This window comes from Rhizobium lentis (genome assembly GCF_014200175.1).
GTDB classification, from domain to species: domain Bacteria; phylum Pseudomonadota; class Alphaproteobacteria; order Rhizobiales; family Rhizobiaceae; genus Rhizobium; species Rhizobium mulingense.
Window position 1 is genome coordinate 398,304 of record NZ_JACHBD010000006.1, and the last position, 22,623, is coordinate 420,926.

General features: G+C 61.7%; 20 protein-coding genes. 15 read left to right on the forward strand and 5 right to left on the reverse strand.

The window, feature by feature from the left end; genetic code table 11:
* Positions 1-46 precede the first annotated feature (46 nt).
* The 4 genes from GGI60_RS17000 to GGI60_RS17015 all read right to left on the reverse strand — a co-directional run bounded on the left by GGI60_RS17000 (position 47) and on the right by GGI60_RS17015 (position 3,879).
* The gene (locus GGI60_RS17000) at positions 47-1,321 is read right to left on the reverse strand and encodes an FAD-binding oxidoreductase (protein ID WP_183934781.1); all 1,275 of its coding nucleotides are present in this window, start codon (positions 1,319-1,321) and stop codon (positions 47-49) included.
* A gap of 13 nt (positions 1,322-1,334) precedes the next feature.
* Entirely contained in the window at positions 1,335-2,003 is a 669-nt protein-coding gene (locus tag GGI60_RS17005) for a haloacid dehalogenase type II (protein ID WP_183934782.1), read from the reverse strand.
* A 195-nt stretch (positions 2,004-2,198) separates the two neighbouring features.
* Positions 2,199-2,867, reverse strand: a complete 669-nt coding sequence (locus GGI60_RS17010; protein WP_183934783.1) for an aldolase — start codon at positions 2,865-2,867, stop codon at positions 2,199-2,201.
* Positions 2,868-2,883: 16 nt separating this feature from the next.
* On the reverse strand, positions 2,884-3,879 hold the full coding sequence (locus GGI60_RS17015; protein ID WP_183934839.1) for a LacI family DNA-binding transcriptional regulator: 996 nt from the start codon (positions 3,877-3,879) through the stop codon (positions 2,884-2,886).
* Positions 3,880-4,120: 241 nt separating this feature from the next.
* Here GGI60_RS17015 and GGI60_RS17020 point away from each other — a divergent pair, with 241 nt between their 5' ends.
* From GGI60_RS17020 to GGI60_RS17070, 11 genes are all read left to right on the forward strand, one after another.
* Positions 4,121-5,437, forward strand: a complete 1,317-nt coding sequence (locus GGI60_RS17020) for an MFS transporter (protein ID WP_183934784.1) — start codon at positions 4,121-4,123, stop codon at positions 5,435-5,437.
* A gap of 69 nt (positions 5,438-5,506) precedes the next feature.
* Complete coding sequence (gene ltnD, locus GGI60_RS17025; RefSeq protein ID WP_183934785.1) at positions 5,507-6,451, forward strand: L-threonate dehydrogenase; 945 nt, start codon at positions 5,507-5,509, stop codon at positions 6,449-6,451.
* Positions 6,452-6,462: 11 nt separating this feature from the next.
* Positions 6,463-7,239, forward strand: a complete 777-nt coding sequence (gene otnI, locus GGI60_RS17030; protein ID WP_183934786.1) for a 2-oxo-tetronate isomerase — start codon at positions 6,463-6,465, stop codon at positions 7,237-7,239.
* A 3-nt stretch (positions 7,240-7,242) separates the two neighbouring features.
* Entirely contained in the window at positions 7,243-8,523 is a 1,281-nt protein-coding gene (gene otnK / locus GGI60_RS17035; RefSeq protein WP_183934787.1) for a 3-oxo-tetronate kinase, read from the forward strand.
* Between the two features lie 147 nt (positions 8,524-8,670).
* Positions 8,671-9,507 (forward strand): GNAT family N-acetyltransferase, encoded by an 837-nt coding sequence (locus tag GGI60_RS17040; protein ID WP_183934788.1) that lies wholly within the window; start codon positions 8,671-8,673, stop codon positions 9,505-9,507.
* An 11-nt stretch (positions 9,508-9,518) separates the two neighbouring features.
* Positions 9,519-10,895: an aspartate aminotransferase family protein gene (locus GGI60_RS17045; RefSeq protein ID WP_183934789.1), complete on the forward strand. Its 1,377-nt coding sequence runs from the start codon at positions 9,519-9,521 to the stop codon at positions 10,893-10,895.
* A gap of 218 nt (positions 10,896-11,113) precedes the next feature.
* On the forward strand, positions 11,114-11,830 hold the full coding sequence (locus GGI60_RS17050; RefSeq protein ID WP_183934790.1) for an HAD-IA family hydrolase: 717 nt from the start codon (positions 11,114-11,116) through the stop codon (positions 11,828-11,830).
* A 63-nt stretch (positions 11,831-11,893) separates the two neighbouring features.
* A complete protein-coding gene (locus tag GGI60_RS17055) occupies positions 11,894-13,504 on the forward strand; it encodes an ABC transporter substrate-binding protein (RefSeq protein WP_183934791.1) in 1,611 nt (536 codons plus the stop codon).
* Between the two features lie 90 nt (positions 13,505-13,594).
* The gene (locus GGI60_RS17060; RefSeq protein ID WP_183934792.1) at positions 13,595-14,545 is read left to right on the forward strand and encodes an ABC transporter permease; all 951 of its coding nucleotides are present in this window, start codon (positions 13,595-13,597) and stop codon (positions 14,543-14,545) included.
* On the forward strand, positions 14,542-15,399 hold the full coding sequence (locus GGI60_RS17065; RefSeq protein WP_183934793.1) for an ABC transporter permease: 858 nt from the start codon (positions 14,542-14,544) through the stop codon (positions 15,397-15,399). The genes GGI60_RS17060 and GGI60_RS17065 overlap by 4 nt, the downstream gene beginning before the upstream one ends.
* Positions 15,396-17,051, forward strand: a complete 1,656-nt coding sequence (locus GGI60_RS17070; protein WP_183934794.1) for an ABC transporter ATP-binding protein — start codon at positions 15,396-15,398, stop codon at positions 17,049-17,051. The genes GGI60_RS17065 and GGI60_RS17070 overlap by 4 nt, the downstream gene beginning before the upstream one ends.
* A gap of 162 nt (positions 17,052-17,213) precedes the next feature.
* Here the strand turns inward: GGI60_RS17070 and GGI60_RS17075 are convergent, their stop codons facing one another.
* Positions 17,214-17,831, reverse strand: a complete 618-nt coding sequence (locus GGI60_RS17075) for an aspartate/glutamate racemase family protein (protein WP_409527267.1) — start codon at positions 17,829-17,831, stop codon at positions 17,214-17,216.
* Between the two features lie 511 nt (positions 17,832-18,342).
* On the opposite strand from GGI60_RS17075, the gene GGI60_RS17080 reads away from it, so the two are divergent.
* From GGI60_RS17080 to GGI60_RS17095, 4 genes are read left to right on the forward strand one after another with little or no spacing between them, the layout of a single operon-like run.
* The gene (locus GGI60_RS17080) at positions 18,343-19,665 is read left to right on the forward strand and encodes an FAD-binding oxidoreductase (RefSeq protein ID WP_183934796.1); all 1,323 of its coding nucleotides are present in this window, start codon (positions 18,343-18,345) and stop codon (positions 19,663-19,665) included.
* A 53-nt stretch (positions 19,666-19,718) separates the two neighbouring features.
* Entirely contained in the window at positions 19,719-20,846 is a 1,128-nt protein-coding gene (locus GGI60_RS17085) for an FAD-binding oxidoreductase (protein ID WP_183934797.1), read from the forward strand.
* Positions 20,827-21,123: a (2Fe-2S)-binding protein gene (locus GGI60_RS17090; RefSeq protein WP_183934798.1), complete on the forward strand. Its 297-nt coding sequence runs from the start codon at positions 20,827-20,829 to the stop codon at positions 21,121-21,123. Before GGI60_RS17085 ends, GGI60_RS17090 begins: the two co-directional genes overlap by 20 nt.
* Positions 21,120-22,619, forward strand: a complete 1,500-nt coding sequence (locus tag GGI60_RS17095; RefSeq protein WP_246720420.1) for an NAD(P)/FAD-dependent oxidoreductase — start codon at positions 21,120-21,122, stop codon at positions 22,617-22,619. Before GGI60_RS17090 ends, GGI60_RS17095 begins: the two co-directional genes overlap by 4 nt.
* Positions 22,620-22,623: the final 4 nt, after the last annotated feature.

The following is a 22,623-nucleotide window of genomic DNA, read 5'->3' on the forward strand; positions in this document are numbered from 1 at the left end:
GCATCTATGTTCTGGAAAGATCGAACCGCGCTCGCGTGCGCGCCGCTTACTTGAAGAGATCAAGCGTCTTGTAATAAAGTCCGACCATCGGCAGGAACCACGGCTTGCCGAAATGACCAGGAACGGCGGGCCATTCGATCCCTTTTACCGGATTGCGGTCCGGCTTGCCCATGATCGCGTCAGCCATGATCATCCCGAGATGGGTGGAGAGTTGTGCGCCGTGGCCGGAATAGCCCATGGCGTACCACACGCCATCGACATAGCCGGCGCGCGGATAGCGGTCCGTGGTCATATCAACGAGCCCGCCCCAGCAATAGTCGATTTCGACGCCGGCAAGCTGCGGGAAGATCTCGGCGAGACTGGCGCGCAGAATATCGCCGCTTTTTGCATCCGATCGCTGATCCGACGTTGCGGAAAAGCGGGCGCGACCGCCGAAGATCAGCCGCTTGTCCGGCGACAGCCGGAAATAGTTGCCGATGTTCATCGAGGTGACACAGGTTCGATTTCCCGGCATCGTCACTGCGATCTCCGCATCGCTGAGCGGACGGGTGGCAATCAGGAAACTGCCAACGGAAATGATCCGGCGACGGAAATAACCGAAGAGCGACGGCGTGTAGGCGCCGGTCGCAACCAGCACGTGGTCGGCGGTGACGGTGCCGCGCGCGGTCTCAAGGCTGTGGCGACCGTTACCCTGCCTGTGAGCGGCCACCGCCGCTTGTTCGAAGATCGTCGCGCCGTGGCGGACGGCCGCGGCGGCAAGTCCGACGACATAACGGCCCATATGCATCATCGCGCTCTTCTTCGAGAGCATGGCGCCGTGAAAGGGCGATCCGACCTCGCTCTTCAGCTCATTTGCCGTCAGAAGCGCCGTGTCCGGATCGACTTCCCTGTGCACGGCCTCGAAATTGCGCGCAATGGCTTCGAAGTGCTGCGGCTTGGAGGCAAGCTTCAGCTTTCCGGCGCGACGGAAACTGCAGTCGATGCCCTCCTCGGCGATAATTGCTTCGATCGTATCGATGGAATCGTCGAACGCCCGATAGAGGGCAACGGCGCGCTCCGTGCCCAGTGCGCTTTTGGCGGCCAGGAAGCTATGCGCAAGTCCGTTGTTTAGATGGCCGCCATTACGTCCCGATGCTCCCCAGCCGACGCGTTCGGCTTCCAGCACGACGACCTTGACGCCGGCCTTTGCGAGCTGGCGCGCGGCTGCAAGCCCGGTGAAACCGGCGCCGATGACGGCCACGTCATAATGTCCTTCGACAGGACCTTTGGCCGCCTCCGCAAAAGGAGGGGCCGTGTCGTGCCAGTAGGATTGGAACTGCATCGGCTTGTCTCCGTCAGAGCCCGACGACGCCCGGCAGGCCCGAAATATGCGGGATTTCGACATAGCCGTAATAGGGGTTGGCCGGCTCGTGACCGCGATTGACCCAGACCTTGTTCTTGATGCCGAGATCATGCGCCGACATCAGATCGTAGCGGAAGGAGGACGAGCAGTGCAGCACGTCCTGCGGTCCGCAGCCCAGCATGTCGAACATATATTCGAAAGCCTGGAAGCGCGGCTTGTAAGCATTGGCCTGCTCAGCGGTATAGACCGCGTGGAAAGGTGCACCGAGCTTTTCGACATTCGACATGATCTGGGCGTTCATGGCGTTGGACAAAATGACCAAAGGAATTTCCTTTGCAACCCTGGCAAGGCCCTCTGGTACGTCGCGATGCGGTCCCCAGGTAGGAACACGCTCATAAACCATTTGCGCTGCTTCGTCGCGAAACGTCACGCCGTTGCGCCTGCATGTCCGCTCGAGCGAATTGTGCACCACCTCGGCATAGGGCTTCCAGGCGCCCATGATCTCGTCAAGGCGATAGGCGGCAAAATTCTTGACGAACTCCGCCATGCGCGGCTCGTCGAGCTGGTCGCCGTAAAGGTCGCGCGCTGCTTCCGCCATCTGGAAGTTGGTCAGCGTGCCGTAGCAATCGAAGGTGATGTATTTCGGACGGAACGTGGTCATCTGCATATCCTCGAGCGATCGGAACCAGGGGAAACCTGTTCACAATCATAGGCACCGCTTTGCCCATGGCTTGCCTGAATCCGCGGCTTAGAAAGCAGAATCTATCGTATCGAAACCGGCGTTTGGCAGAAGGTTGCGCGCTCCCGCAGACGGATCATGCCGTCGAGCTCCGTGATCCTCGAAGCGACAACGGGTTCAATCGTGATCGTGATCGTGATGCGAGGGAAGATCGAGACCGAAGGTCTTGACGAGATCGGCCACCTGCTCCGGGCTGAGGAAGCGGGGATTGAGGTTGCGCAGCAGCAGATAGAGCTTCGCGGTTTCCTCCAGTTCCTCGGTTGCGAAGACCGCCGCCTCCAGGCTATCACCGGCGACGACGGGTCCATGATTGGCCAGAAGCACCGACGAATATTTGCCCGCCAGCCCGCGGATCGCATCGGCCACCGCCGGATCGCCGGGGCGATAATAGGGCACCAGCGCCGTTTCGCCGGCGCGCATGAGATAATATGGCGTCATCGGCGGCAAGGCGGCGCGCGGATCGATCTCCGGCAGCATGGTCAGCGCCACCGCATGGGTGGAATGAAGATGGACGATGGCGCGAGCGCTGCCGCGCGTATCGTAGAGGGCCGTGTGCAGCGGGATTTCCTTGGTCGGTTTGTCGCCAGACAGGAGCCGGCCTTCATCATCGAGCCTTGAAATACGCGCCGGATCGAGAAAACCGAGCGAGGCGTTGGTCGGCGTGACCAGCCAGCCGCCGTCCTCCAGCCGCAACGATATATTGCCCGACGAGCCGGGCGTCAGCCCGCGCTCGAACAGCGAGCGGCCGTATCGGCAAATTTCTTCACGCTGGCGCGCGTCGGACATGACACTTCCTCCAATATCAGGCAGTTGCCCCCTCGATCAGTTCAAAGCCGAGATCGACGGCCTGGGGCGGCGCGTTGGCGACGATCAGCTGCGCGGCTATCTCACCCGTTGCCACGCGCGGCGTTCGGATGGTCGACAAGGGTTGCGGTATCGCCCGGCCGATATCGAGGCCGTTATAGCCGAAAATGGCGAGCTGCGACGGGATCGAAATCCCTTGGGCGAGACAATGAAAATAACCGCCCAACGCCATGTCATCATTGGAAAAATAGACGGCATCCAAGGTCGCCCGTGCAAGCAGTCGCTCCAGCCCCAACCTGCCGTTGTCCACCGAGGAAGGACCGGCAAGAATTTCGTGGGCGACGACTGGGGTGCCGGCGGCATCGAGCGTTTCACAAAAGCTGGAAAAGCGTTTCCCGGCGCGGGTATCACGGTTCAGGTCGTGACCGACATAGCCGATCCGCCGGTAGCCGCGCCTAAGCAGAAAGGCGGCGCTCTCCCGCCCGGCCGCGCGGTTCGAGAAGCCGACCGCGATGTCGAGCGCATCCCCATCCAGATCGAGCAGTTCCACGACCCGGCAGCCGCTGGCGCGCAGCATCTTCGCCGTGCCTTCGGTGTGTTCGAATCCTGCCAACATCACCGCCGCCGGCCGCCAGGCGAGCATCGCAGCGGCGAGCGCTTCCTCCTTGCCCGGATCATAGTCGGTGACCGAAAAAACCGCCTGATATCGGTTTTCCTCCAGAACGGCGCTGGCGCCGCGCAGCACATCTGGAAAGACGATGTTGGACAGCGAAGGAATGACGAAAGCAACGAGGCGCGAACCGGTGGAGGCCAGCGTTCCGGCGATTCGGTTCGGCACATAGCCCAACCGTTCGACGGCGGCCATCACCCGCTCCCGGGTCTTGCCTGAAAACGAGCCATGATTGCGCAGCACGCGCGAGACCGTGCTCTCGCCGACGCCGGCCGCTTCCGCGACCTCTGCAAGGGTCACCGTCGCCTGGTGTTTGAATTCCATAGTCAATTTTGAACCCGACATGAGGCAGCTTCCGGCGCGAAGCGGTCTGACAACACCGTCTCTAGGCCGGCTTCATTTTTCACTACTTCAGGCAATAAGCAAGATTTTTTTGGCAGCGCTGCCAATTTGTAGTTGGCAGCGCTGCCAAAATGAACTAACAAGAATGGCAGCGCTGCCAAAAGGCTGAGCGTGCTGCGGGAGGACCTGTCGGAAACCGCGGCAACGATCGGAGGAGAGAATCATGACGCTGCATACAGAGGCGCCAATCGCTGGCGCGTATCCCGCAGAGGCGACGGAAGACTGGGCCTATGGCAAGGTATTCTGGCGCATCGTGCCGTTTTTGATGTTGTGTTACGTCGTCGCTTATCTCGACCGCGTCAATGTCGGCTTCGCCAAGCTGCAGATGTCGAGCGAGCTCGGCCTCTCGGAAGCAGCCTATGGAATCGGCGCCGGCATTTTCTTCATCGGCTATTTCCTGTTTGAAGTGCCGAGCAATATCATCATGAACAAGGTCGGCGCGCGGGTCTGGATCGCCCGCATCATGATCACCTGGGGCGTCATTTCCGCCGCCTTCATGTTCACCTCGTCGGAAACCGTCTTCTATGTCCTGCGCTTCCTGCTGGGCGTGGCCGAGGCAGGATTTTTCCCCGGCATCATTTTATATCTGACATCCTGGTATCCGGCGCACCGCCGCGCCAAGATCATCACAACCTTCATGTCCGCCATCCCAGTATCCGCCATTTTCGGCAATCCGCTTTCGGGCCTTCTGATGGACAGCTTTCACGGAACGCACGGGCTTTCCGGCTGGCAGTGGATGTTCCTGATCGAAGCCGTTCCGGCCATTCTTTTCGGCGTCGCGACGTTCTTTTATCTTGATGATAGGATCGCTGACGCGACGTGGCTGGATGATGAGGAAAAGCGGGTGCTGACGGCCAATATCGAGGCGGAAAATCAGGCCAAGACGGCAAGCCCGCACAGCATCTCGGGCACGCTGACCGACCGTCACGTCTGGCTGATGTGCCTAATTTATTTCTGCTTCGTGCTCGGGCAATATGGCCTGAATTTCTGGATGCCGACCATCGTGAAGGCCTCGGGCGTCAGCGGAAATCTCAATATCGGCCTCATCTCCGCCATTCCCTATATCTGCACATTCGTCGCCATGCTGGCGCTCGGGCGTTCTGCAGACAGGTTGCGCGAACGCCGGTGGCATCTCGTCGTTCCGGCTCTCATCGCCGCCGGCGGCTTCATTGCCGCAACGATCGCGACGAGCACAACGGTGTCGATCATCTGCCTCTCGCTGGCCGCTGCGGGCGCCATCAGCTGCGCACCGCTTTTCTGGTCGCTTCCGACCGCTTTCCTCGCCGGCACGGGCGCTGCGGCCGGCATCGCCTGGATCAATTCGGTCGGCAATCTCGCCGGGTTCCTCGGACCGTTTCTAGTCGGCTATCTGAAGGACTTCACCGGCACCAACAGCGCCGGCATGTATCTGCTGGCGGCCGCACTGGTCATCGGTTCGCTGGCCGTGTTGACGGTCCCGGCGAAAACCGTCAATCGCTAAATTACAGCCCCTCCGGGACGGCTTCCGGAGGGGCAGGGATCTTTCCTCACGAGACTGGAGAACCTCCTCATGACACCGCTTGCTGAAAACCCGGGCCTTGCCGTCGTCGTGGCCGTTATCGGTCTTGGTTCCATGGGGCTGGGAATGGCCCGATCGATGAAGCGCGCAGGCCTCGACGTCATTGGATATGACATAACCCCGGCAGCGGTGGACCGCTTCGCCACCGAAGGCGGGCGCGGCGCGGCGACCCCAGCCGACGCCGCCAAGGACGCCGATATCGTCGTCTCCGTGGTGGTCAACGGCGCGCAGACCGAGACCGTTCTGTTCGGACCGCAGGGCGCTGCGGATACGATGAAGCCTGGCGCCGTCTTCATCTCGTCGGCAACCATGGATCCAGCTATCGCGCGCGATCTGGCGGGGCGGACGGAGGCCCTCGGCCTGCACTATCTCGACGCGCCGATTTCAGGTGGCGCGGCCAAGGCCGCGCTTGGCGAGCTGACGATCATGGCTTCCGGCTCCAGGCAGGCGTTCGATAGGGCCCGCCCCGCCCTCGATGCCATGGCCGGCAAGGTCTACGAGCTCGGCGACGCCGCCGGAACAGGCGCTGCGTTCAAGATGATCAACCAGCTTCTCGCCGGCGTGCACATCGCAGCCGCATGCGAGGCGATAAGCTTTGCCGCCAAGCAGGGCCTCGACCTCGACATGGTTTATGAGGTCATCACCGCCTCGGCCGGCAATTCCTGGATGTTCGAAAATCGCGTCCCGCATGTGCTGGCCGGGGACTATACGCCGCTCAGCAGCATCGAGATTTTCGTCAAGGATCTCGGCATCGTCCAGGATATGGCCCGTTCGCAACGTTATCCGGCACCGCTCGCGGCAGCGGCCCTGCAAATGTACCTGGCGGCGGCAGGCGCCGGCATGGGCCGTGACGACGATTCCTCGCTCGCCCGGCTCTATGCCCAGCTTTCCGGCGCGCAATTGCCCGCCCCGGCCAAAGAACCGCAGAGCCGATAAGGAATATCGATATGCCCGCTTTCGCCGCCAACCTGACAATGATGTTCAACGAATGGGACTTCCTCGACCGCTTCGACGCCGCAGCCGACGCGGGTTTTTCCGCCGTCGAGTACCTCTTTCCCTACGAGGCTGCACCGGAGGCCATTGCCGAACGGCTTGCCCGCAACAATCTGCGGCAGGCTTTGTTCAATCTGCCGCCGGGCGACTGGAGTGCGGGCGAGCGCGGCATCGCGGCCTTTCCCGGACGGTTCGACGACCTCAAAGCGGATGTCGAGCGGGCATTGGACTATGCGGCGGCGACGCGCGTCAGGCGATTGCACCTGATGGCGGGTATCGCCGATCCACACGATCAGGAGGCCGCCTCTTCCTACCGGCGCTCCGTCGCCTACACTGCCGGCCGGCTTGCGGAAAAAGGCATCGATCTCCTGCTGGAGCCGATCAATGGGCGCAACATGCCGGGATATTTCCTCAACGACTTCGCGATCGCCGAGCGGCTGATCGCCGAATGCGGCCTGCCGAATCTGAAGCTGCAGTTCGACATCTATCACCGTCAGATCCTCCATGGCGACGTCACGATGGCATTGCGGCGGCTGCTGCCGATCACCGGCCACATCCAGATCGCCAGCGTGCCGTCACGCAACGAGCCGGACGGGGAGGAGCTGAACTATCCCTACCTGTTCGGCGAAATCGACCGGCTGGGTTATGACGGCTTCATCGGCTGCGAATATATCCCGCGCGGCCAGACCCTGGACGGCCTTGGGTGGTTCAAACCTTTTGCAAGGAACTAGACGATGGCTATATCGCTTGGATCGATCGCAGACGACTATACGGGCGCGTCGGATCTCGCCAACACGCTGACGAAGAACGGACTGCGCACGGTGCAGACGGTCGGCATTCCCGATCCGTCGCTCGCACTGCCGGATATCGATGCTGTGGTCGTTTCGCTGAAAATCCGCTCCGTTCCGGCTTCGGAGGCCGTGAACGCTGCAACCGAAGCTGAGCGCTGGCTGCGCCAGCAGGGCGCAGGCCATGTGCTTTACAAGATCTGCTCGACCTTCGATTCCACCGATGCCGGCAATATCGGCCCCGTCACCGAGGCTTTGAGCGAGGCGGCGGGCGGCGGCGGCGTGCTGGTTACACCGGCCTTCCCGGAAACAGGGCGCACCGTCTATCTCGGCCACCTCTTCGTCGGCGGCCAGCCATTGAACGAAAGCCCGCTCAAGGACCATCCGCTGAACCCGATGCACGACGCCAATCTCGTGCGCGTTCTTGCCCGGCAATCGCGCGGTGCCGTCGGATTGATCGATCTGGCGGCCATCGCCGCCGGAGCGGCCGCCGCCAAGGCGAAGCTCGATGCCCTTGCCAGGACGGGCGCGACCATGGCTATCGCCGACGCGATTTTCGAACGGGATCTGGAAACGCTGGGCGAAATCGCGCTGGAAACGCCGGTATCCACCGGGGCGTCCGGCCTCGGCCTCGGCCTTGCCCGCGCGCTTGTCCGTTCCGGCCGGATCTCCGGCAGCGCGACAGGTGAAGACGTCATTCGCCCTGTGGGCGGGCTTTCAGCGATCATTGCCGGCAGCTGTTCGAAGGCGACGCTGCGCCAGATCGACGTCGCTGAACGAGTCATGCCCGTGCTGCGGCTTGATCCGGAGCGGCTGCTGGCCGCCGGTCCGGATCAGATCGCCGCGGCGATTTCCTGGGCCGGTGACCGCATTTCTGCTGGCCCGGTCGTGGTCGCCGCGAGCGCGGCACCCGAAACCGTATCCCGGCTGCAATCGCAATATGGGCGGGAGGCCTCCGGCCACGCGATCGAGACCGCCACATCGATCATCGCCGCCGAACTGGTGGAGAGAGGCGTGCGGCGCCTCGTGGTCGCAGGCGGCGAAACCTCGGGAGCCGCAGTCGACAGGCTCGCCATTCCAGCCTTTCTGATCGGCCCCGAAATTGCTCCCGGGGTGCCGGTGCTGCGTACGGTCGGCAATACGCAGGGCGACATGCTGCTGGCGTTGAAATCAGGAAATTTCGGCGGCGAGGATTTCTTCGCCGCTGCGCTGGCGATGATGCGGTGACAAGGTTTGCGAAGGGCTCGGTCCTCCAGCATAAGATGCGGCGACCCGTGATCGCAAAGCCATAAGATACTGCCTCAACCACGGCCTTCAGACGATCTGCCCGCCGGCGCTCCGGCAGACTGGCGGGCAGAACATCAAGGACGGCCCATGCAAACACGTCAAATCGAAATCGCCGCGTTCAGGCCCGACCATCTCGACGCCGCCCTCGCGCTCTCCCGACAGGCAGGCTGGCCGCATCGGGTGGAAGAATGGCAGATGGCCCTCTCCTTGAGCGAGGGGATGGTCGCAATCGAAGACAATAGGGTCGTCGGCACCGTTCTCGTCACGCCATACAAGCAAGATTGCGCGACGATCAACATGGTCATCGTCGACGAAACGATGCGCGGCCGCGGCCTCGGCCGCAGCCTGATGGACGCCGCGCTGCAGATCGCAGGCGATCGGTCGCTGAGGCTAGTCGCGACGACGGCCGGCCTGCCGCTCTATCAAAAGCTTGGTTTTCACGAAACCGGAACCGTGCTGCAGCACCAGGGCCTTGCCGGAGACATTCCTGCGCCGGCCGGCACGGACGTCGCCACTGCCGACGATCTCCGTGCCATCATGGCGCTCGATCATCTTGCCTTCGGCGCCGACCGTGAAGACCTGCTCTCCTATCTCGCCAAAGTCGGCGAATTTGCCGTCATTCGCCGCGACGGCGGCGTTTCAGGCTTTGCCTGCCTGCGTGCCTTCGGGCGCGGCGAGGTGATCGGACCTGTGGTTGCCGCGGATATCGAGGATGCCATGAAGCTCATCGAACATCACATCGCCAGGCGGCCAGGACACTTCCTGAGGGTGGATACCACGGCGAAGACCGGACTCTCTCCGTGGCTCGCGGACCATGGTTTCGTCCATGTCGGCGGTGCTATCGCGATGATAAAACCGTCTGCCCATCACGCCGCCGCCCGGGCCGCCACCACATTTGCCCTTGCCAGCCAGGCATTTGGCTGATCGGAGATCCAATGTACAGCAATTCACTCATCGAACTCGATCGCGCCCATCTCATTCATCCCGTGGCCTCCTACCGCAGTCATGAAAAGCATGGCGTGCGCGTGCTTGCGTCAGCCAAGGGCGCAACAGTCACCGATGCCTCCGGCAAACAGCTGATCGACGGCTTTGCCGGCCTCTGGTGCGTCAATGCCGGTTACGGTCACGAAAGCATCGTCGAAGCGGCGGCCCGGCAGATGCGGGAGCTTCCCTATGCAACCGCCTATTTCGGCCTCGGCTCCGAGCCGGCGATCCGGCTTGCCTCAGAACTCGCCGACCGGGCGCCGGGCGATCTCAACCATGTGTACTTCACGCTCGGCGGCTCCGACGCAGTGGACAGCACGATCCGGTTCATCCGTTACTACTGGAACGCCAAAGGGCAGCCTCGGCGCGATCAGTTCATCTCAGTCGAACAGGGTTATCACGGCTCCTCGACAGTCGGCGCGGGCTTGACCGCCTTGCCTGCCTTCCATGCCGGTTTTGGCATCCCCTTCGACTGGCAGCATAAGATTCCGTCTCATTACGCCTACCGCAACCCTGTCGGTGATGATCCGCAGGCGATCATCGAAGCCTCGCTCGCGGCGCTGAAAAGCAAGGTCGAGGCGATCGGGCCGGAGCGCGTCGCCGCCTTCTATGCGGAACCGATCCAGGGTTCGGGCGGCGTCCTTGTGCCGCCGAAAGGCTGGCTGAAGGCGATGCGCGAATTCTGCCGCGCGCACGACATCCTTTTCGTGGCCGATGAGGTAATCACCGGCTTTGGCCGCACCGGGCCGCTTTTTGCCTGCAGCGATGAAGGGGTCGTGCCGGATTTTATGACCACCGCCAAGGGCCTAACCTCCGGCTACGTCCCGATGGGCGCCGTCTTCATGGCCGACCACGTCTATGAAACGATTGCCGAGGGGGCGGGCGCCACCGCTATCGGTCACGGCTACACCTATTCGGCCCATCCCGTCAGTGCCGCCGTCGGCCTCGAAGTGTTGAAGCTTTACGAAAACGGCCTGCTCGACAATGGCGTCAGGGCCGGGGCGCGGCTGATGCGGGGCCTCCAGTCGCTGAGAGATCACCCGCTCGTGGGCAATGTTCGCGGCCGCGGCATGCTCGCCGCCGTCGAGCTCGTCGTCGACAAAATCGACAAGACGCCGCTGCCGGCATCCGCTGAACCCGCCCGCCGGATCTTCGATCGCGCCTGGGAGAACGGCCTCGTCATCCGCGCCTTCGCCAACGGCGTCCTCGGTTATGCGCCGCCGCTATGCTGCACCGAAACGGAAATCGATGCGATCGTCGAGCGCACGCGCATGACGCTGGACGAGACGCTCGATGACCCGGATGTCCGCCGGGCGCTGCGGGCTTGAGAATACCGCGAAAATGCCAGATTCGGTATTTTGTGCCGCTCCATGGCGTCTTTTCGGAGAATCCGGCGCAGCGCAGGTGACAAACTGAAATCAACGAAAGGCCCGGATCCCGACGAATGCGGGCCTTCCATACAAGAGCGGGACAATGATCCCGCCGGGAACAGAATATCTTCTTTGAGAAGCGTGCTCCCATCGGAGCCGAACACAGGGGAATTCACGTGCGCAAGAGCCTTCCGGAATTCAAGTACCTGACCTTCGACGTCGTCGGCACGCTCATTGATTTCGAGGGCGGCCTCAAGAGTTGTTTCGCCGAGATCGCGGCCGAAACGGGAAATGAAATCGATGGCGAACAGGCGCTCAGCCTCTATCGCGAGGCCCGCTACTGCGACGACGCCGACCTCTTTCCCGACGACCTCGTGCGTGTCTACCTCGCGATCGCGCCGAAGCTCGGCCTGCCCACCGACCGCAAATATGGCGAGCGGCTGCGGGACTCGGCGAAAAGCTGGAAGGGTTTCGCAGACAGCGCCGCAGCCCTGGCAAGGCTCGGGCAAAACTACCGCCTGGTTGCGATGACCAATGCCCGCCGCTGGGCCTTCGCCTTCTTCGAGAAGGAGCTCGGCAATCCCTTCCATGCCGCCTTCACCGCCGACGATACCGGGACCGAGAAACCCGATCCCGCCTTTTTCGAGACGGTCTTCGCCTACATTGCTTCGGAAGGCCATTCGAAGGACGATATCCTGCATGTCGCCCAGAGCCAGTATCACGATATCGGGATATCCAGGAAACTCGGAGTGACCAATTGCTGGATCGAACGGCGGCATGCTGAGAAGGGTTACGGCGGCACGATCGAACCAACCGAGTTTACGACACCCGACTATCATTTCACGTCCATGGCCGGCCTTGCCGATGCCGTGGCCGCCGCGCGCGCCGCCTGACTTTTAAAACCGGATCGGGCTCGCCCAGCAAGGCCGCCCGCCACAGAAGAAAAGGGGAATGAGATGAACGACAAGATCACCAATTGGACCAGATCCGACGACGCCATGGTCGAAACCGCCATCCGTCGTGGCGCCACCCGCCGCGAGCTGCTGCATATGTTGCTCGCGGGCGGCGTCGCCATGTCCGCCGGTGGACTCGTGCTCGGTCGCGCCGGCAAGGCGCTCGCCGCCACGCCCGTTTCCGGCGGCGCGCTGAAGGCGGCCGGCTGGTCGTCCTCCACGGCCGACACGCTCGACCCCGCCAAGGCGTCACTCTCCACCGACTATGTCCGCTGCTGCGCCTTCTACAACCGCCTGACCTATATCCAGTCGGACGGTACGCCGCGGATGGAACTCGCCGAATCTGTCGAAAGCGGCGATGCGAAAGTCTGGACGATCAAGCTGCGCAGCGGCGTAACCTTTCATGACGGCAAGCCGCTCACTGCCGACGATGTGGTCTTCTCGATGAAGCGCCATCTCGACCCGGCGGTCGGCTCCAAAGTCGCCAAGATTGCCAAACAAATGACAGGCTTCAAAGCGGTCGACAAACTGACCGTCGAGATTACCCTGGAAAACCCCAATGCCGATCTGCCGACGATTCTCGGCATGCACCACTTCATGATCGTTGCCGACGGCACAACCGATTTTTCCAAGGGCAATGGTACCGGCGCTTTCGTGCGGGAAGTTTTTGAGCCCGGCGTCCGCTCGATCGGGCTGAAGAACAAAAACTACTGGAAGACCAACCACCCGAACGTTGATTCTTTTGAGTTCTTTGCCATCAGCGAGGACAATGCGCGCATTAATGCGCTGCTCTCGGGCGATATTCACCTCGCCGCAGCCATCAATCCACGATCCGTGCGTCTGATGGACGGCAAAGACGGCTTCTTCCTCTCCAAAACGACGTCCGGCAATTACACGGATCTGAATATCCGTCTGGACATGTCTCCCGGCGACAAGAAGGGCTTCGTGGAGGGCATGAAATATCTGATCAACCGCGAGCAGATTCAGAAATCGGCCTTGCGCGGCTTTGCCGAAATCGGCAATGACCAGCCGATATCGCCGGCCAATTTCTATTACAATGCCGACCTGAAGCCGAAGGCATTCGATCCGGAAAAAGCGAAGTTCCTGTTCGAGAAGGCAGGCCTTCTCGGCCAGTCGATCCCTGTTATTGCCTCCGACGCAGCCAATTCCGCGATCGACATGGCGATGATCGTCCAGGCGGCCGGCGCCGAAATCGGCATGAAGCTCGACGTGCAGCGGGTACCATCCGATGGTTACTGGGACAATTACTGGCTCAAAGCCCCGATCCATTTCGGCAATATTAATCCGCGCCCGACACCCGACATTTTGTTCTCGCTTCTCTATGCGTCTGACGCGCCTTGGAACGAGAGCCAGTACAAGTCAGAGAAGTTCGATCGGATGCTGATCGAGGCCCGCGGCTCGCTCGATCAAGCCAAGCGCCGGGAGATCTACAACGAAATGCAGGTCATGGTGTCGGAAGAAGCCGGCACCATCATACCGGCCTATCTCTCCAACGTCGATGCGGTGTCGTCCAAAGTCAAGGGGCTTGAATCCAACCCGCTCGGCGGAATGATGGGCTATTCCTTCCCGGAATATATCTGGTTGGAATCCTGACGAGGCACCCGGCCGGGAACAGGATTGTTCCCGGTCATTCCTCCCCTTTCGTGATAAGCTGTCGGACTTCGGCCGACGGGGAGCATGAAGATGAACAATCCGATCCTGTCCCTTATAGCAAGCAGGCTGCTGATCGCAGTCGTCACGCTGATTATTGTATCCTTCGCGGTGTTCTTCGCCACGACCATGCTTCCGGGCGATACGGCGTCCATCCTGCTCGGGCAGGCGGCAACGCCAGAGGCCGTCGAAGGACTGCGCAAGGCAATGCATCTCGACCAGCCGGCTTTTCTCCGCTTCGTCTACTGGATGATGGGACTGTTGTCAGGCGACCTCGGCACGTCCTACGCCAACGATATGCCAATCGCTGACCTCATCGGCGGCCGCTTTGCAAATTCGATGAAGCTGGCGGGCATCACCGCCTTGTTTGCGGTGCCGATCGCCCTGACACTCGGCATCACGGCAGCCATGATGCGAGGAACGCTCTATGACCGTGCAGTCACCGTGCTTACGATTGGCGTGATATCGGTGCCTGAATTTATGATCGCGACGTCGGCCGTCCTGTTCTTTGCGGTCTATCTGCAGTGGCTGCCGGCAATCTCCCTGACCAATGAAGCGAAAACCTTCACCGATATGCTACGGGTCTATGCGATGCCGGTAATCACACTGACCTTCGGCGTATCGGCGCAGATGATCCGGATGACGCGGGCTGCCGTGATTGAAACGCTGAACACGCCCTATGCCGAAATGGCGTTGCTGAAAGGCGCCTCGCGCAGTCGCATCGTTTTGAAGCATGCATTGCCGAATGCGCTCGGCCCGATCGTCAATGCGGTTGCACTCTCGCTTTCTTATCTGCTCGGCGGCGTCATCATCGTCGAAACGATCTTCAATTATCCCGGAATTGCCAAGCTGATGGTCGATGCGGTCGCAACGCGCGACCTGCCGCTTGTCCAGACCTGCGCGATGGTCTTCTGCGTCGGTTACCTCATCCTCATCACGCTTGCCGACATTGTTGCCATTCTTTCCAATCCGAGGCTGCGATGACATCCCATATCGAACAACGGCCCGCCGCGGCGCGCCGGCTCAGCTACCGCTTCAATCTCGTCGGGCTCCTGGGGCTTGCCGTCATCCTGTTCTGGGCCTTTATCGCGATCTTCGCGCACACGCTCATCCCCTACCCAGTGGGCGAAATCGTCGATTACGACTATTTCGGCCCGATATCCCATCAGTTTTGGATGGGATCGGATTATCTCGGCCGCGATGTCTTCTCGCGCATCCTGATGGGCGCGCGCTACACGGTCGGCATCTCTCTTGCGGCAGTGACGATCGCCTGCTTCAGCGGCGTCGTACTCGGCATGATAGCGGCCGTCGCCGGTGGTTGGCTCGACACGTTGCTCTCCCGTTTCCTCGATGCCATGAATTCCATTCCGTCCAAGCTCTTCGGCTTAGTCGTGGTCGCAGCAGTCGGATCGTCGATCCCGGTACTGATCCTGACGCTTTCGGTGATTTATATCCCGGGCTCCTATCGTTTCGCTCGGGCTCTCGCCGTGAACGTCAACTCCATGGACTTCATCACTGTCGCCCGCATCCGCGGTGAAAGCACCGTTTATCTGATCCGCTCGGAAATTCTGCCCAACATCGTGGGTCCCGTACTTGCCGATCTCGGGCTCCGCTTCGTCTTCATCGTTCTCCTGCTCTCCGGCCTTTCCTTCCTTGGACTGGGCGTGCAGCCACCGTATGCGGACTGGGGTGCGCTCGTGCGTGAAAACATCGGCGGCCTGCCATTCGGGGCTCCCGCCGTCATGTTCCCATCGCTTGCCATCGCCAGCCTCACGATCAGCGTGAACCTTTTGATAGACAACCTGCCGCAGAAGATCCGCGACCGGAGCGCATCATGAGCAACTTCATTGAAATCCGTGACCTCAAGGTCGAAGCAACCACCGATTCCGGCCGCCGCGTCGAAATCATCAAAGGCGTCAGCCTCGATATTGCCGCGGGCGAGATCGTTGCGCTGATCGGCGAGAGCGGCTCCGGCAAGACCACGATCGCCCTGACCCTGATGGGCCATACCCGGCCGGGCTGTCGCATTTCCGGCGGCAGTGTTTCGGTCGGCGGCAAGGATGTGGTCAGGCTCAGCGAAAAGCAGCGCGCCAAAATACGCGGCACCGAGGTCGCCTATGTGCCGCAATCGGCCGCCGCCGCCTTCAACCCGGCCACATCGATCATGGATCAGGTGATCGAGGTCACCCGTATTCATCAGTTGATGTCGCCGGAAGATGCCCGCGCTCGGGCGATCGAGCTCTTCCGAGCGCTGTCCCTACCCGAACCGGAAACGATCGGCAGCCGTTACCCGCACCAGGTTTCCGGCGGGCAGTTGCAGCGTCTCGCCGCCGCCATGGCGCTGATCGGCGATCCGACACTTGTCATCTTCGACGAGCCGACGACAGCGCTCGATGTAACGACCCAGATCGAAGTCCTGCGCGCTTTCAAATCGGTTATGAAGAAGGGGGGCATATCAGGTGTCTACGTCTCGCACGATCTTGCCGTCGTCGCGCAGATCGCCGACCGCATCGTGGTGTTGAAAGGCGGGGAGACCCAGGAAACCGGCACTACCGAAGAGATCCTCAACAATGCCAAGCATCCCTATACCCGGCAGCTGCTTGCAGCCTTCGAGCCGAAACCGCGCGGCGCGGCAGGCCTTGCCGAGAGTGCGACGGCGCCGCTCCTGAAGATCGAGGATGTCGTTGCGGGTTATGGGCAGCGCCAGGCCGACGGCCTTCCTCTCGTACGCGCGGTCGAGCATGTGAGCCTGACACTGGAAAAGGGACGCAACCTCGGCATCATCGGCGAATCCGGTTGCGGCAAGTCGACTCTCGCACGCGCCATTGCCGGCATTCTGCCGGCCGCAGCCGGCAAGATCGTCTTCGACGGCACGGAGCTGCGCTGCAATGCGCGCGAGCGTTCCCGCGATCAGCTGCGCGAGATGCAGATCGTTTTCCAATATGCCGACACCGCGCTCAATCCGGCAAAATCCGTCGAGGACATCCTCGCCAGGCCTCTGGTTTTTTATCACCGCATGGATCGACAGGCGCGAAACACCAGGATCGATCAACTGCTCGACATGGTGCGCCTTCCCCGCAATCTGCGCCACCGCAGGCCGGGAGAACTCTCGGGCGGACAGAAGCAGCGCGTCAACTTCGCCCGGGCGCTTGCCGCCGATCCGAAGCTGATTCTTTGCGACGAGATTACCTCGGCCCTCGACACCGTTGTCGCTGCCGCCGTCATCGACCTGCTCAAGGAATTGCAGCGCGAACTGGGCCTCTCCTACATCTTCATCAGCCACGACCTCTCGGTGGTGGAGGCGATCTGCGACGAGATCGTCGTGATGTACGGCGGCCGGAAAGTCGAGGAAATCACCCCCTCGAAAGTGAAGGCGCCGCAACATCCCTATTCGCAACTGCTCTTCTCCTCCGTGCCGACACTCGACCCGGCCTGGCTCGACGGGCTCCAGCAGGATCCGGAATTGGTGCGGAGCTATTGCCGGCACTGAAGTCAGACGGCTCGCGGTAAACTGCCTTGTCTAGAGCCGCCCACCTGATGCGCGAGACCTTCTTTGATCGCTGCTTTGAGATCAGGATCGCGCAGCATCAAGCCGGCCTGTTTCGAACCGCTGAAGGCCGGTGAACCGCTGGCTTAACTGTGCGCACTTTCTTCAACGTGGGAGCGCGCTTAGTGCGGAGGACATGTGCAGGACACCAAGCTCAGGGCTAGTAAGTACCGACACCGATGCCTCGCTCATTTTATTGAGAGCATTCGCCATCGACGCTTGAGCAAGGACAACCACGTCGACGCTGCCCACGAGTGCGGCGAGGCCTTCACGTATCATTGCATCATGCGCCGCCCTGTCCCCGCTTCGCAATTTTTCAAAGGCGCCATCACAAAGACGACCGGTCACGGAAACCTTATGCCCCATTCTTTCAGCATGGCGTTCAATTAGCCGGGTTGTAGGATTCATGGTCGTAGGCAGAGTTGCAAGGACGCCAATTCGGTTCCCGCGCCGGATCGCCTCAATCGCCATGCCATCATCTATCCGGAAGAGCGGGACGGGGCAGAGCGGCATTGCCGCATCCGCTGCAGGACCGAGTGAGGAACAGGTGACGAGGACCGCCGAAGCCCCTGCATCCACCGCCGACCAAATGTGACCCGCTAGCCGCCGCATAGTTTGAGGTGACAGCGCGCCTTCGCGAATGGTGTTTCCCAGCAGGCTCTCATCTAACATATTGAACGAGCGCCAACCGGGCAGATGGAGACCGACGAGTTCGTTAGACACGGGTATGATCCCGGGAACCGTATGGATCATAGCAAGCGCAGGGCAATCATTAATTTCCGTAGGCATGGCTTAGATCTCTATTTTGGTTGTGCGCGCTCATCAATTGGAGCCGGCAGCAGTCGGTTGATGTGGCCCTGAACCCGGCATCTGTCGTGCTACGACCGAAGTCGATTCAAAACCGTTGTCGTCAGACGATGCTTTACACCTTACCTGCTCAACGGCGGAAGTTTTGACTGTCATGGCGCCGAACACGGAACATTCCGCCGTACCGGCATTTTCATTCGACGCATGCTCCTCGCCTTCCTCCGGTAGCTTCAGCCGAGTTCACTTCGAGGACGCGCCATGACACCAATCTATGATCCAGGCAGTCGCCCCTGCCCACGGCATTTGCGGCCGGCTCGCACCGCTATTTCAACTCGATACGATAGCCGTCATCGGCTCAGATGCTTCTGCCGGAGGGGCAGAAACAGTGCCGTATAAGTCGGTTCCAAATCAACTCAGGTCAGCCTCCATGTCTCCACTCCTCAAACGAATACACAGCGAAGAATCACTCCCCGCCAAGGCGGACGTCGTGGTCATCGGCGGCGGCATCATTGGCGCAACCGCGGCTTTCTTTCTGGCGGAGCGGGGACTCTCGGTCGCTCTGGTCGAAAAAGGCCATGTCGGCTGCGAGCAGTCGAGCCGCAACTGGGGTTGGTGCCGCCAGCAGAACCGGGATGAGCGGGAGTTGCCGCTCTCGGGCGTGGCGCTGCGGCTCTGGGGTGAGTTTGAATCCAAAATTGGCGAGGACGTCGGTTTCCGTCGATGCGGTTTGCTCTACGCTACCGACAATCCGCGGCAATTGGCGGAATGGGAGGCATGGCGTGAGACGGCCCGCCAGTTCAACGTCAATACGAAGATGCTTGGTGCCGCAGAAGCGGCTGCCACAATCCCGGCAAATGGTCGCCGATGGCTCGGCGGGGTCCATTCCATTGACGATGGCAAGGGCGAGCCCGCCATCGCCGCGCCGACCATCGCTGAGGGCGCTCGCAAACTTGGAGCGACGGTCCATCAAGAGTGCGCAGCGCGGGGTCTTGATCTGGCGAATGGAGCAGTAGCCGGGGTGATCACAGAAAAGGGGCTGATCCGGACCCAAGCCGTTCTCTGCGCCGGCGGTGCCTGGACGTCCATGTTCTGTCGCCAGCACGGGGTTCTGTTCCCGCAGGCGAGCGTGCGCCAGACAGCGGTTCGTACGCGGCCCACAGCGAATGTGGGCGAGGCGATCTATACGCCGGACTGCGCGCTGACTCGCCGGTTGGATGGCAGCTACACGCTTGCGATCAGCGGCAGGGCGATGCTCGACATCACCCCACAAGGCATTCGCTACGCCCGCTGGTTCATGCCGATGTTCATGAAGCGTCTGAAAGCGGTGCAGTTCGGCATCGGCAAATCCTTCCTCCAGGGTCCGGAAGCATTCGGAAGCTTGAGCAAGAGTAAACCATCGGCCTTCGAGCGGATGCGCGTTCTTGACCCGCCACCGAGCCGCCGCACGATTGCGGCTGTTTTGAAACGGGTCACCGAGCAGTTTCCTGCATTGGCGGGAGTCGAACTCGCCGACAGCTGGGGAGCCTACGTGGATTTCACGCCGGACGCAGTGCCGGTCATCTCGCCGGCCGACGGTGTGAGAGGGTTCTATTTGGCCGCGGGCTGTTCCGGCCATGGCTTCGGCCTCGGTCCAGGCATCGGCCGTTTGGCGGCCGACCTCGTTGCCAATGATACACCCTGTGTCGACCCCACCCCCTTCCGCCTGTCGCGCCTCCTTGACGGTTCGAAGGTCAAAGTCGGCGCAATCTGATCGTGAGGCCAAAACCGGAGAAGGCTGTGGGGTGCCTGGGAAAAGCTAGCGCAATGGATTACGACGTAATCGTCATCGGCGGTGGGCTGTTAGGCGTATCGATAGCCTGGGGCCTGTCGAGATGCAGACAAAGGGTCGCAATCGTCGACGAAGGCGACTTGGCAAACAGGGCCGCCCGGGCAAATTTCGGTCTCGTCTGGAGCTCAAGCAAGGGCCTCGGCAATGCCGCCTATTCGCGGTGGTCGCGAACCTCGACGGCGAACTGGCATCGGCTGGCAGCCGAGCTCAAGGCAGAAACCGGCATCGACACCGGTTTTGTCCAATCGGGCGGTTTCTCAATTCGACTCACGCCAACGGAACTGGAGCGCGGCGTCGCATCCATGACGAAGCTCGCCAGCCAGCCGGGAATGGAGGCGGAAGGCACTCCGCCGCTCGAATATGAGATACTCGATCAGGCGGAGACACGCCGCCGCTTGCCACTGGTAGGGGAGACAGTGGCAGGCGCGATTTTCAGTCCTCTCGATGGACACGTCAACCCGCTGCGGCTGTTCCCGGCCTTTCACAAGGCGCTTCAGCAGCGTGGTGTTCATTATCTGCCGCATCGGAAGACGACGGCAATCCGCCATCGGGCCGGCGCGTTCGAATTGACTGGGGATGGGTGGAGGCTGACTTCCGGCAAGATTGTGCTTGCGGCCGGCATCGGCAACACCGCCCTCGCGCCGATGGTTGGGCTGAACGTTCCGCTCTCGCCCAGCCGCGGCCAAATTATCGTCACCGAGCGGCTGAAGCCCTTCCTCAGCCATGCCACCGGCTACCTGCGGCAGACAGACGAGGGCTCAGTGCTGATCGGCGAGAGCAAGGAAGCGACGATCGATCACCAGCGGCCGCGCGGGCCGATTACCGCGGTCCTGGCGGAACGCGCTCTACGCACCTTCCCACTGCTCAAGGACGCCCAGGCGGTGCGGATCTGGGCCGCGTTCCGCGTGATGACGCCGGACGGCTATCCCATTTACGAGCAATCGGAAAGGTTTCCGGGTGCGTTCGCATTCTCCTGCCATTCCGGCGTAACCCTGGCGGCGAACCATGCGCTGATTCTGCCGCGGCAAATTTCGGCCGGCGAGCTCTGCGCAGATCTCTCCGCATTTCATTCCCGGAGGTTCCGTGTTCCGGCGGCTGTCTGACAGAAACGAGAGTTCGATTTCATTCACATTCGATGGCGTGCCGATGACGGCCCGCCAGGGCGACAGCGTTGCTGCCGCGTTATTGGCCGCTGGACATTGCTCCACGCGGCAGACACCGGTAACCGGCGCCGCCCGCGGTCCCTATTGCATGATGGGTGTGTGCTTTGAGTGCCTAGTCAGAATTGATGGCCGTTCAAATCGGCAGGCTTGCATGATCGCTGTCACCAACGGGATGCTTGTCGAAACACAGGATGGCGCAGCTGGAGCGGAAGAATGATGCAAAACATTCACAACGCGGCCGATCTCGCTCCTCACTACGACGTGGTTATCGTTGGTGCGGGACCAGCCGGGCTCTCGGCAGCCATCGAAGCGTCGAACCACGGCCTCGTCGTACTGTTGGCCGATGAAAACCAGTCCCCCGGCGGACAAATTTATCGGTCAGTCGAGCATGCATCAGATGCCGATCTCGGCCGCATGGGGCCGGACTACGCTAACGGTCGGTCGCTCCTCGAACGATTCCGGCGAGCGAAGGTGAGCTATGCCTCCCGCGCGACGGTGTGGAGCGTCGGGCCCGCTGACGAGGAAACCGGCGACGGAGTGCATCCGCTCGAACTCGGCATCTCACTCGGCGGCATAGCTCGGCCGATCGCTGCCCATCGGGTGATCCTCGCAACAGGCGCGCTCGAGCGTCCGTTCCCGATCCCTGGGTGGACCATGCCAGGGGTCATGACGGCGGGGGCGGCGCAGATCCTGATGAAGTCGTCGGGCCTCGTGCCCTCTGGACGAACCATCCTCGCCGGGGCGGGGCCGCTGCTGTACTTGCTGGCAAGCCAACTTCTCCGGGCAGGCGTGTCCGTGACAGCGGTCGTCGACACCACGCCGGTCGAGAACCGGCGCTTGGCAATGCCTCACGTGCTTGGCTTTGCCGCATCCTCCTATGCCCTCAAGGGCCTGAAGCTCCTCTTCGAGGTTCACCGTCGAGCCCGTGTCATCCGCGGGGCGACCGCTCTCGAGGCGGTTGGTTCCGGACAATTCAGCACCTTGCGGCTTCATCGTGGCAACAAGTCCCTGCACATCGAAGGCGACCTGCTCCTTCTGCACCAGGGGATCGTGCCCAACCTCAATCTCACACTGGCAGCCGGTTGCGACTACGTCTGGGACGAGCGCCTGGCAGCCTTCCGCCCGGCCGTCGACATTTGCGGCGCAAGTTCGGTTCCGGGGGTTTCGATCGCCGGCGATGCGGCGGGAATTGTCGGGGCGGCTGCCTCGGCTCACCAAGGAGAGCTGGCGGGCCTGACTGCGGCGCTCGATCTCAATCGAATTGGCCAGGGTGTCTACGAACAGCGCCGCAACGAACTGGCGCGAAAGCTCGCGCGAGCCCTCAAAGGCAGGAGTTTCATCGAGCACCGGTTCCGGCCTGACAAAACCTTTCGTGTGCCGGAGGACGACGTCATCGTCTGCCGCTGCGAGGAGATTACGGCTGGCAAGCTGCGTGAAGTTGCGGCACTCGGCGTACCAGGCCCTAACCAGATGAAGGCGTTCACCCGATGCGGAATGGGACCATGCCAGGGCCGGTTATGCGGCCTGACCGCGGCTGAGCTGCTGGCGCAATGCCGTGGCGTAGCGCCCGGCGAGCTCGGTTACTTTCGGCTGCGCCCACCCATCAAACCCGTGACGCTGGGCGAACTTGCCGCCTTGCCGCACACGGAGGCCGCCATCGTCGCTGTCGCCGGATGGGTGGAACGCGCCGCCGAGGAGCGCAGGACATCGTAAATGG

Bases quoted from the DNA above. Each gene is read 5' to 3' on its own strand.
- GGI60_RS17000 (WP_183934781.1), bottom strand. From the start codon at position 1,321: ATGCAGTTCCAATCCTACTGGCACGACACGGCCCCTCCTTTTGCGGAG.
- GGI60_RS17005 (WP_183934782.1), bottom strand. From the start codon at position 2,003: ATGACCACGTTCCGTCCGAAATACATCACCTTCGATTGCTACGGCACG.
- GGI60_RS17010 (WP_183934783.1), bottom strand. From the start codon at position 2,867: ATGTCCGACGCGCGCCAGCGTGAAGAAATTTGCCGATACGGCCGCTCG.
- GGI60_RS17015 (WP_183934839.1), bottom strand. From the start codon at position 3,879: ATGGAATTCAAACACCAGGCGACGGTGACCCTTGCAGAGGTCGCGGAA.
- GGI60_RS17020 (WP_183934784.1), top strand. From the start codon at position 4,121: ATGACGCTGCATACAGAGGCGCCAATCGCTGGCGCGTATCCCGCAGAG.
- ltnD (WP_183934785.1), top strand. From the start codon at position 5,507: ATGACACCGCTTGCTGAAAACCCGGGCCTTGCCGTCGTCGTGGCCGTT.
- otnI (WP_183934786.1), top strand. From the start codon at position 6,463: ATGCCCGCTTTCGCCGCCAACCTGACAATGATGTTCAACGAATGGGAC.
- otnK (WP_183934787.1), top strand. From the start codon at position 7,243: ATGGCTATATCGCTTGGATCGATCGCAGACGACTATACGGGCGCGTCG.
- GGI60_RS17040 (WP_183934788.1), top strand. From the start codon at position 8,671: ATGCAAACACGTCAAATCGAAATCGCCGCGTTCAGGCCCGACCATCTC.
- GGI60_RS17045 (WP_183934789.1), top strand. From the start codon at position 9,519: ATGTACAGCAATTCACTCATCGAACTCGATCGCGCCCATCTCATTCAT.
- GGI60_RS17055 (WP_183934791.1), top strand. From the start codon at position 11,894: ATGAACGACAAGATCACCAATTGGACCAGATCCGACGACGCCATGGTC.
- GGI60_RS17060 (WP_183934792.1), top strand. From the start codon at position 13,595: ATGAACAATCCGATCCTGTCCCTTATAGCAAGCAGGCTGCTGATCGCA.
- GGI60_RS17065 (WP_183934793.1), top strand. From the start codon at position 14,542: ATGACATCCCATATCGAACAACGGCCCGCCGCGGCGCGCCGGCTCAGC.
- GGI60_RS17070 (WP_183934794.1), top strand. From the start codon at position 15,396: ATGAGCAACTTCATTGAAATCCGTGACCTCAAGGTCGAAGCAACCACC.
- GGI60_RS17080 (WP_183934796.1), top strand. From the start codon at position 18,343: ATGTCTCCACTCCTCAAACGAATACACAGCGAAGAATCACTCCCCGCC.
- GGI60_RS17085 (WP_183934797.1), top strand. From the start codon at position 19,719: ATGGATTACGACGTAATCGTCATCGGCGGTGGGCTGTTAGGCGTATCG.
- GGI60_RS17095 (WP_246720420.1), top strand. From the start codon at position 21,120: ATGATGCAAAACATTCACAACGCGGCCGATCTCGCTCCTCACTACGAC.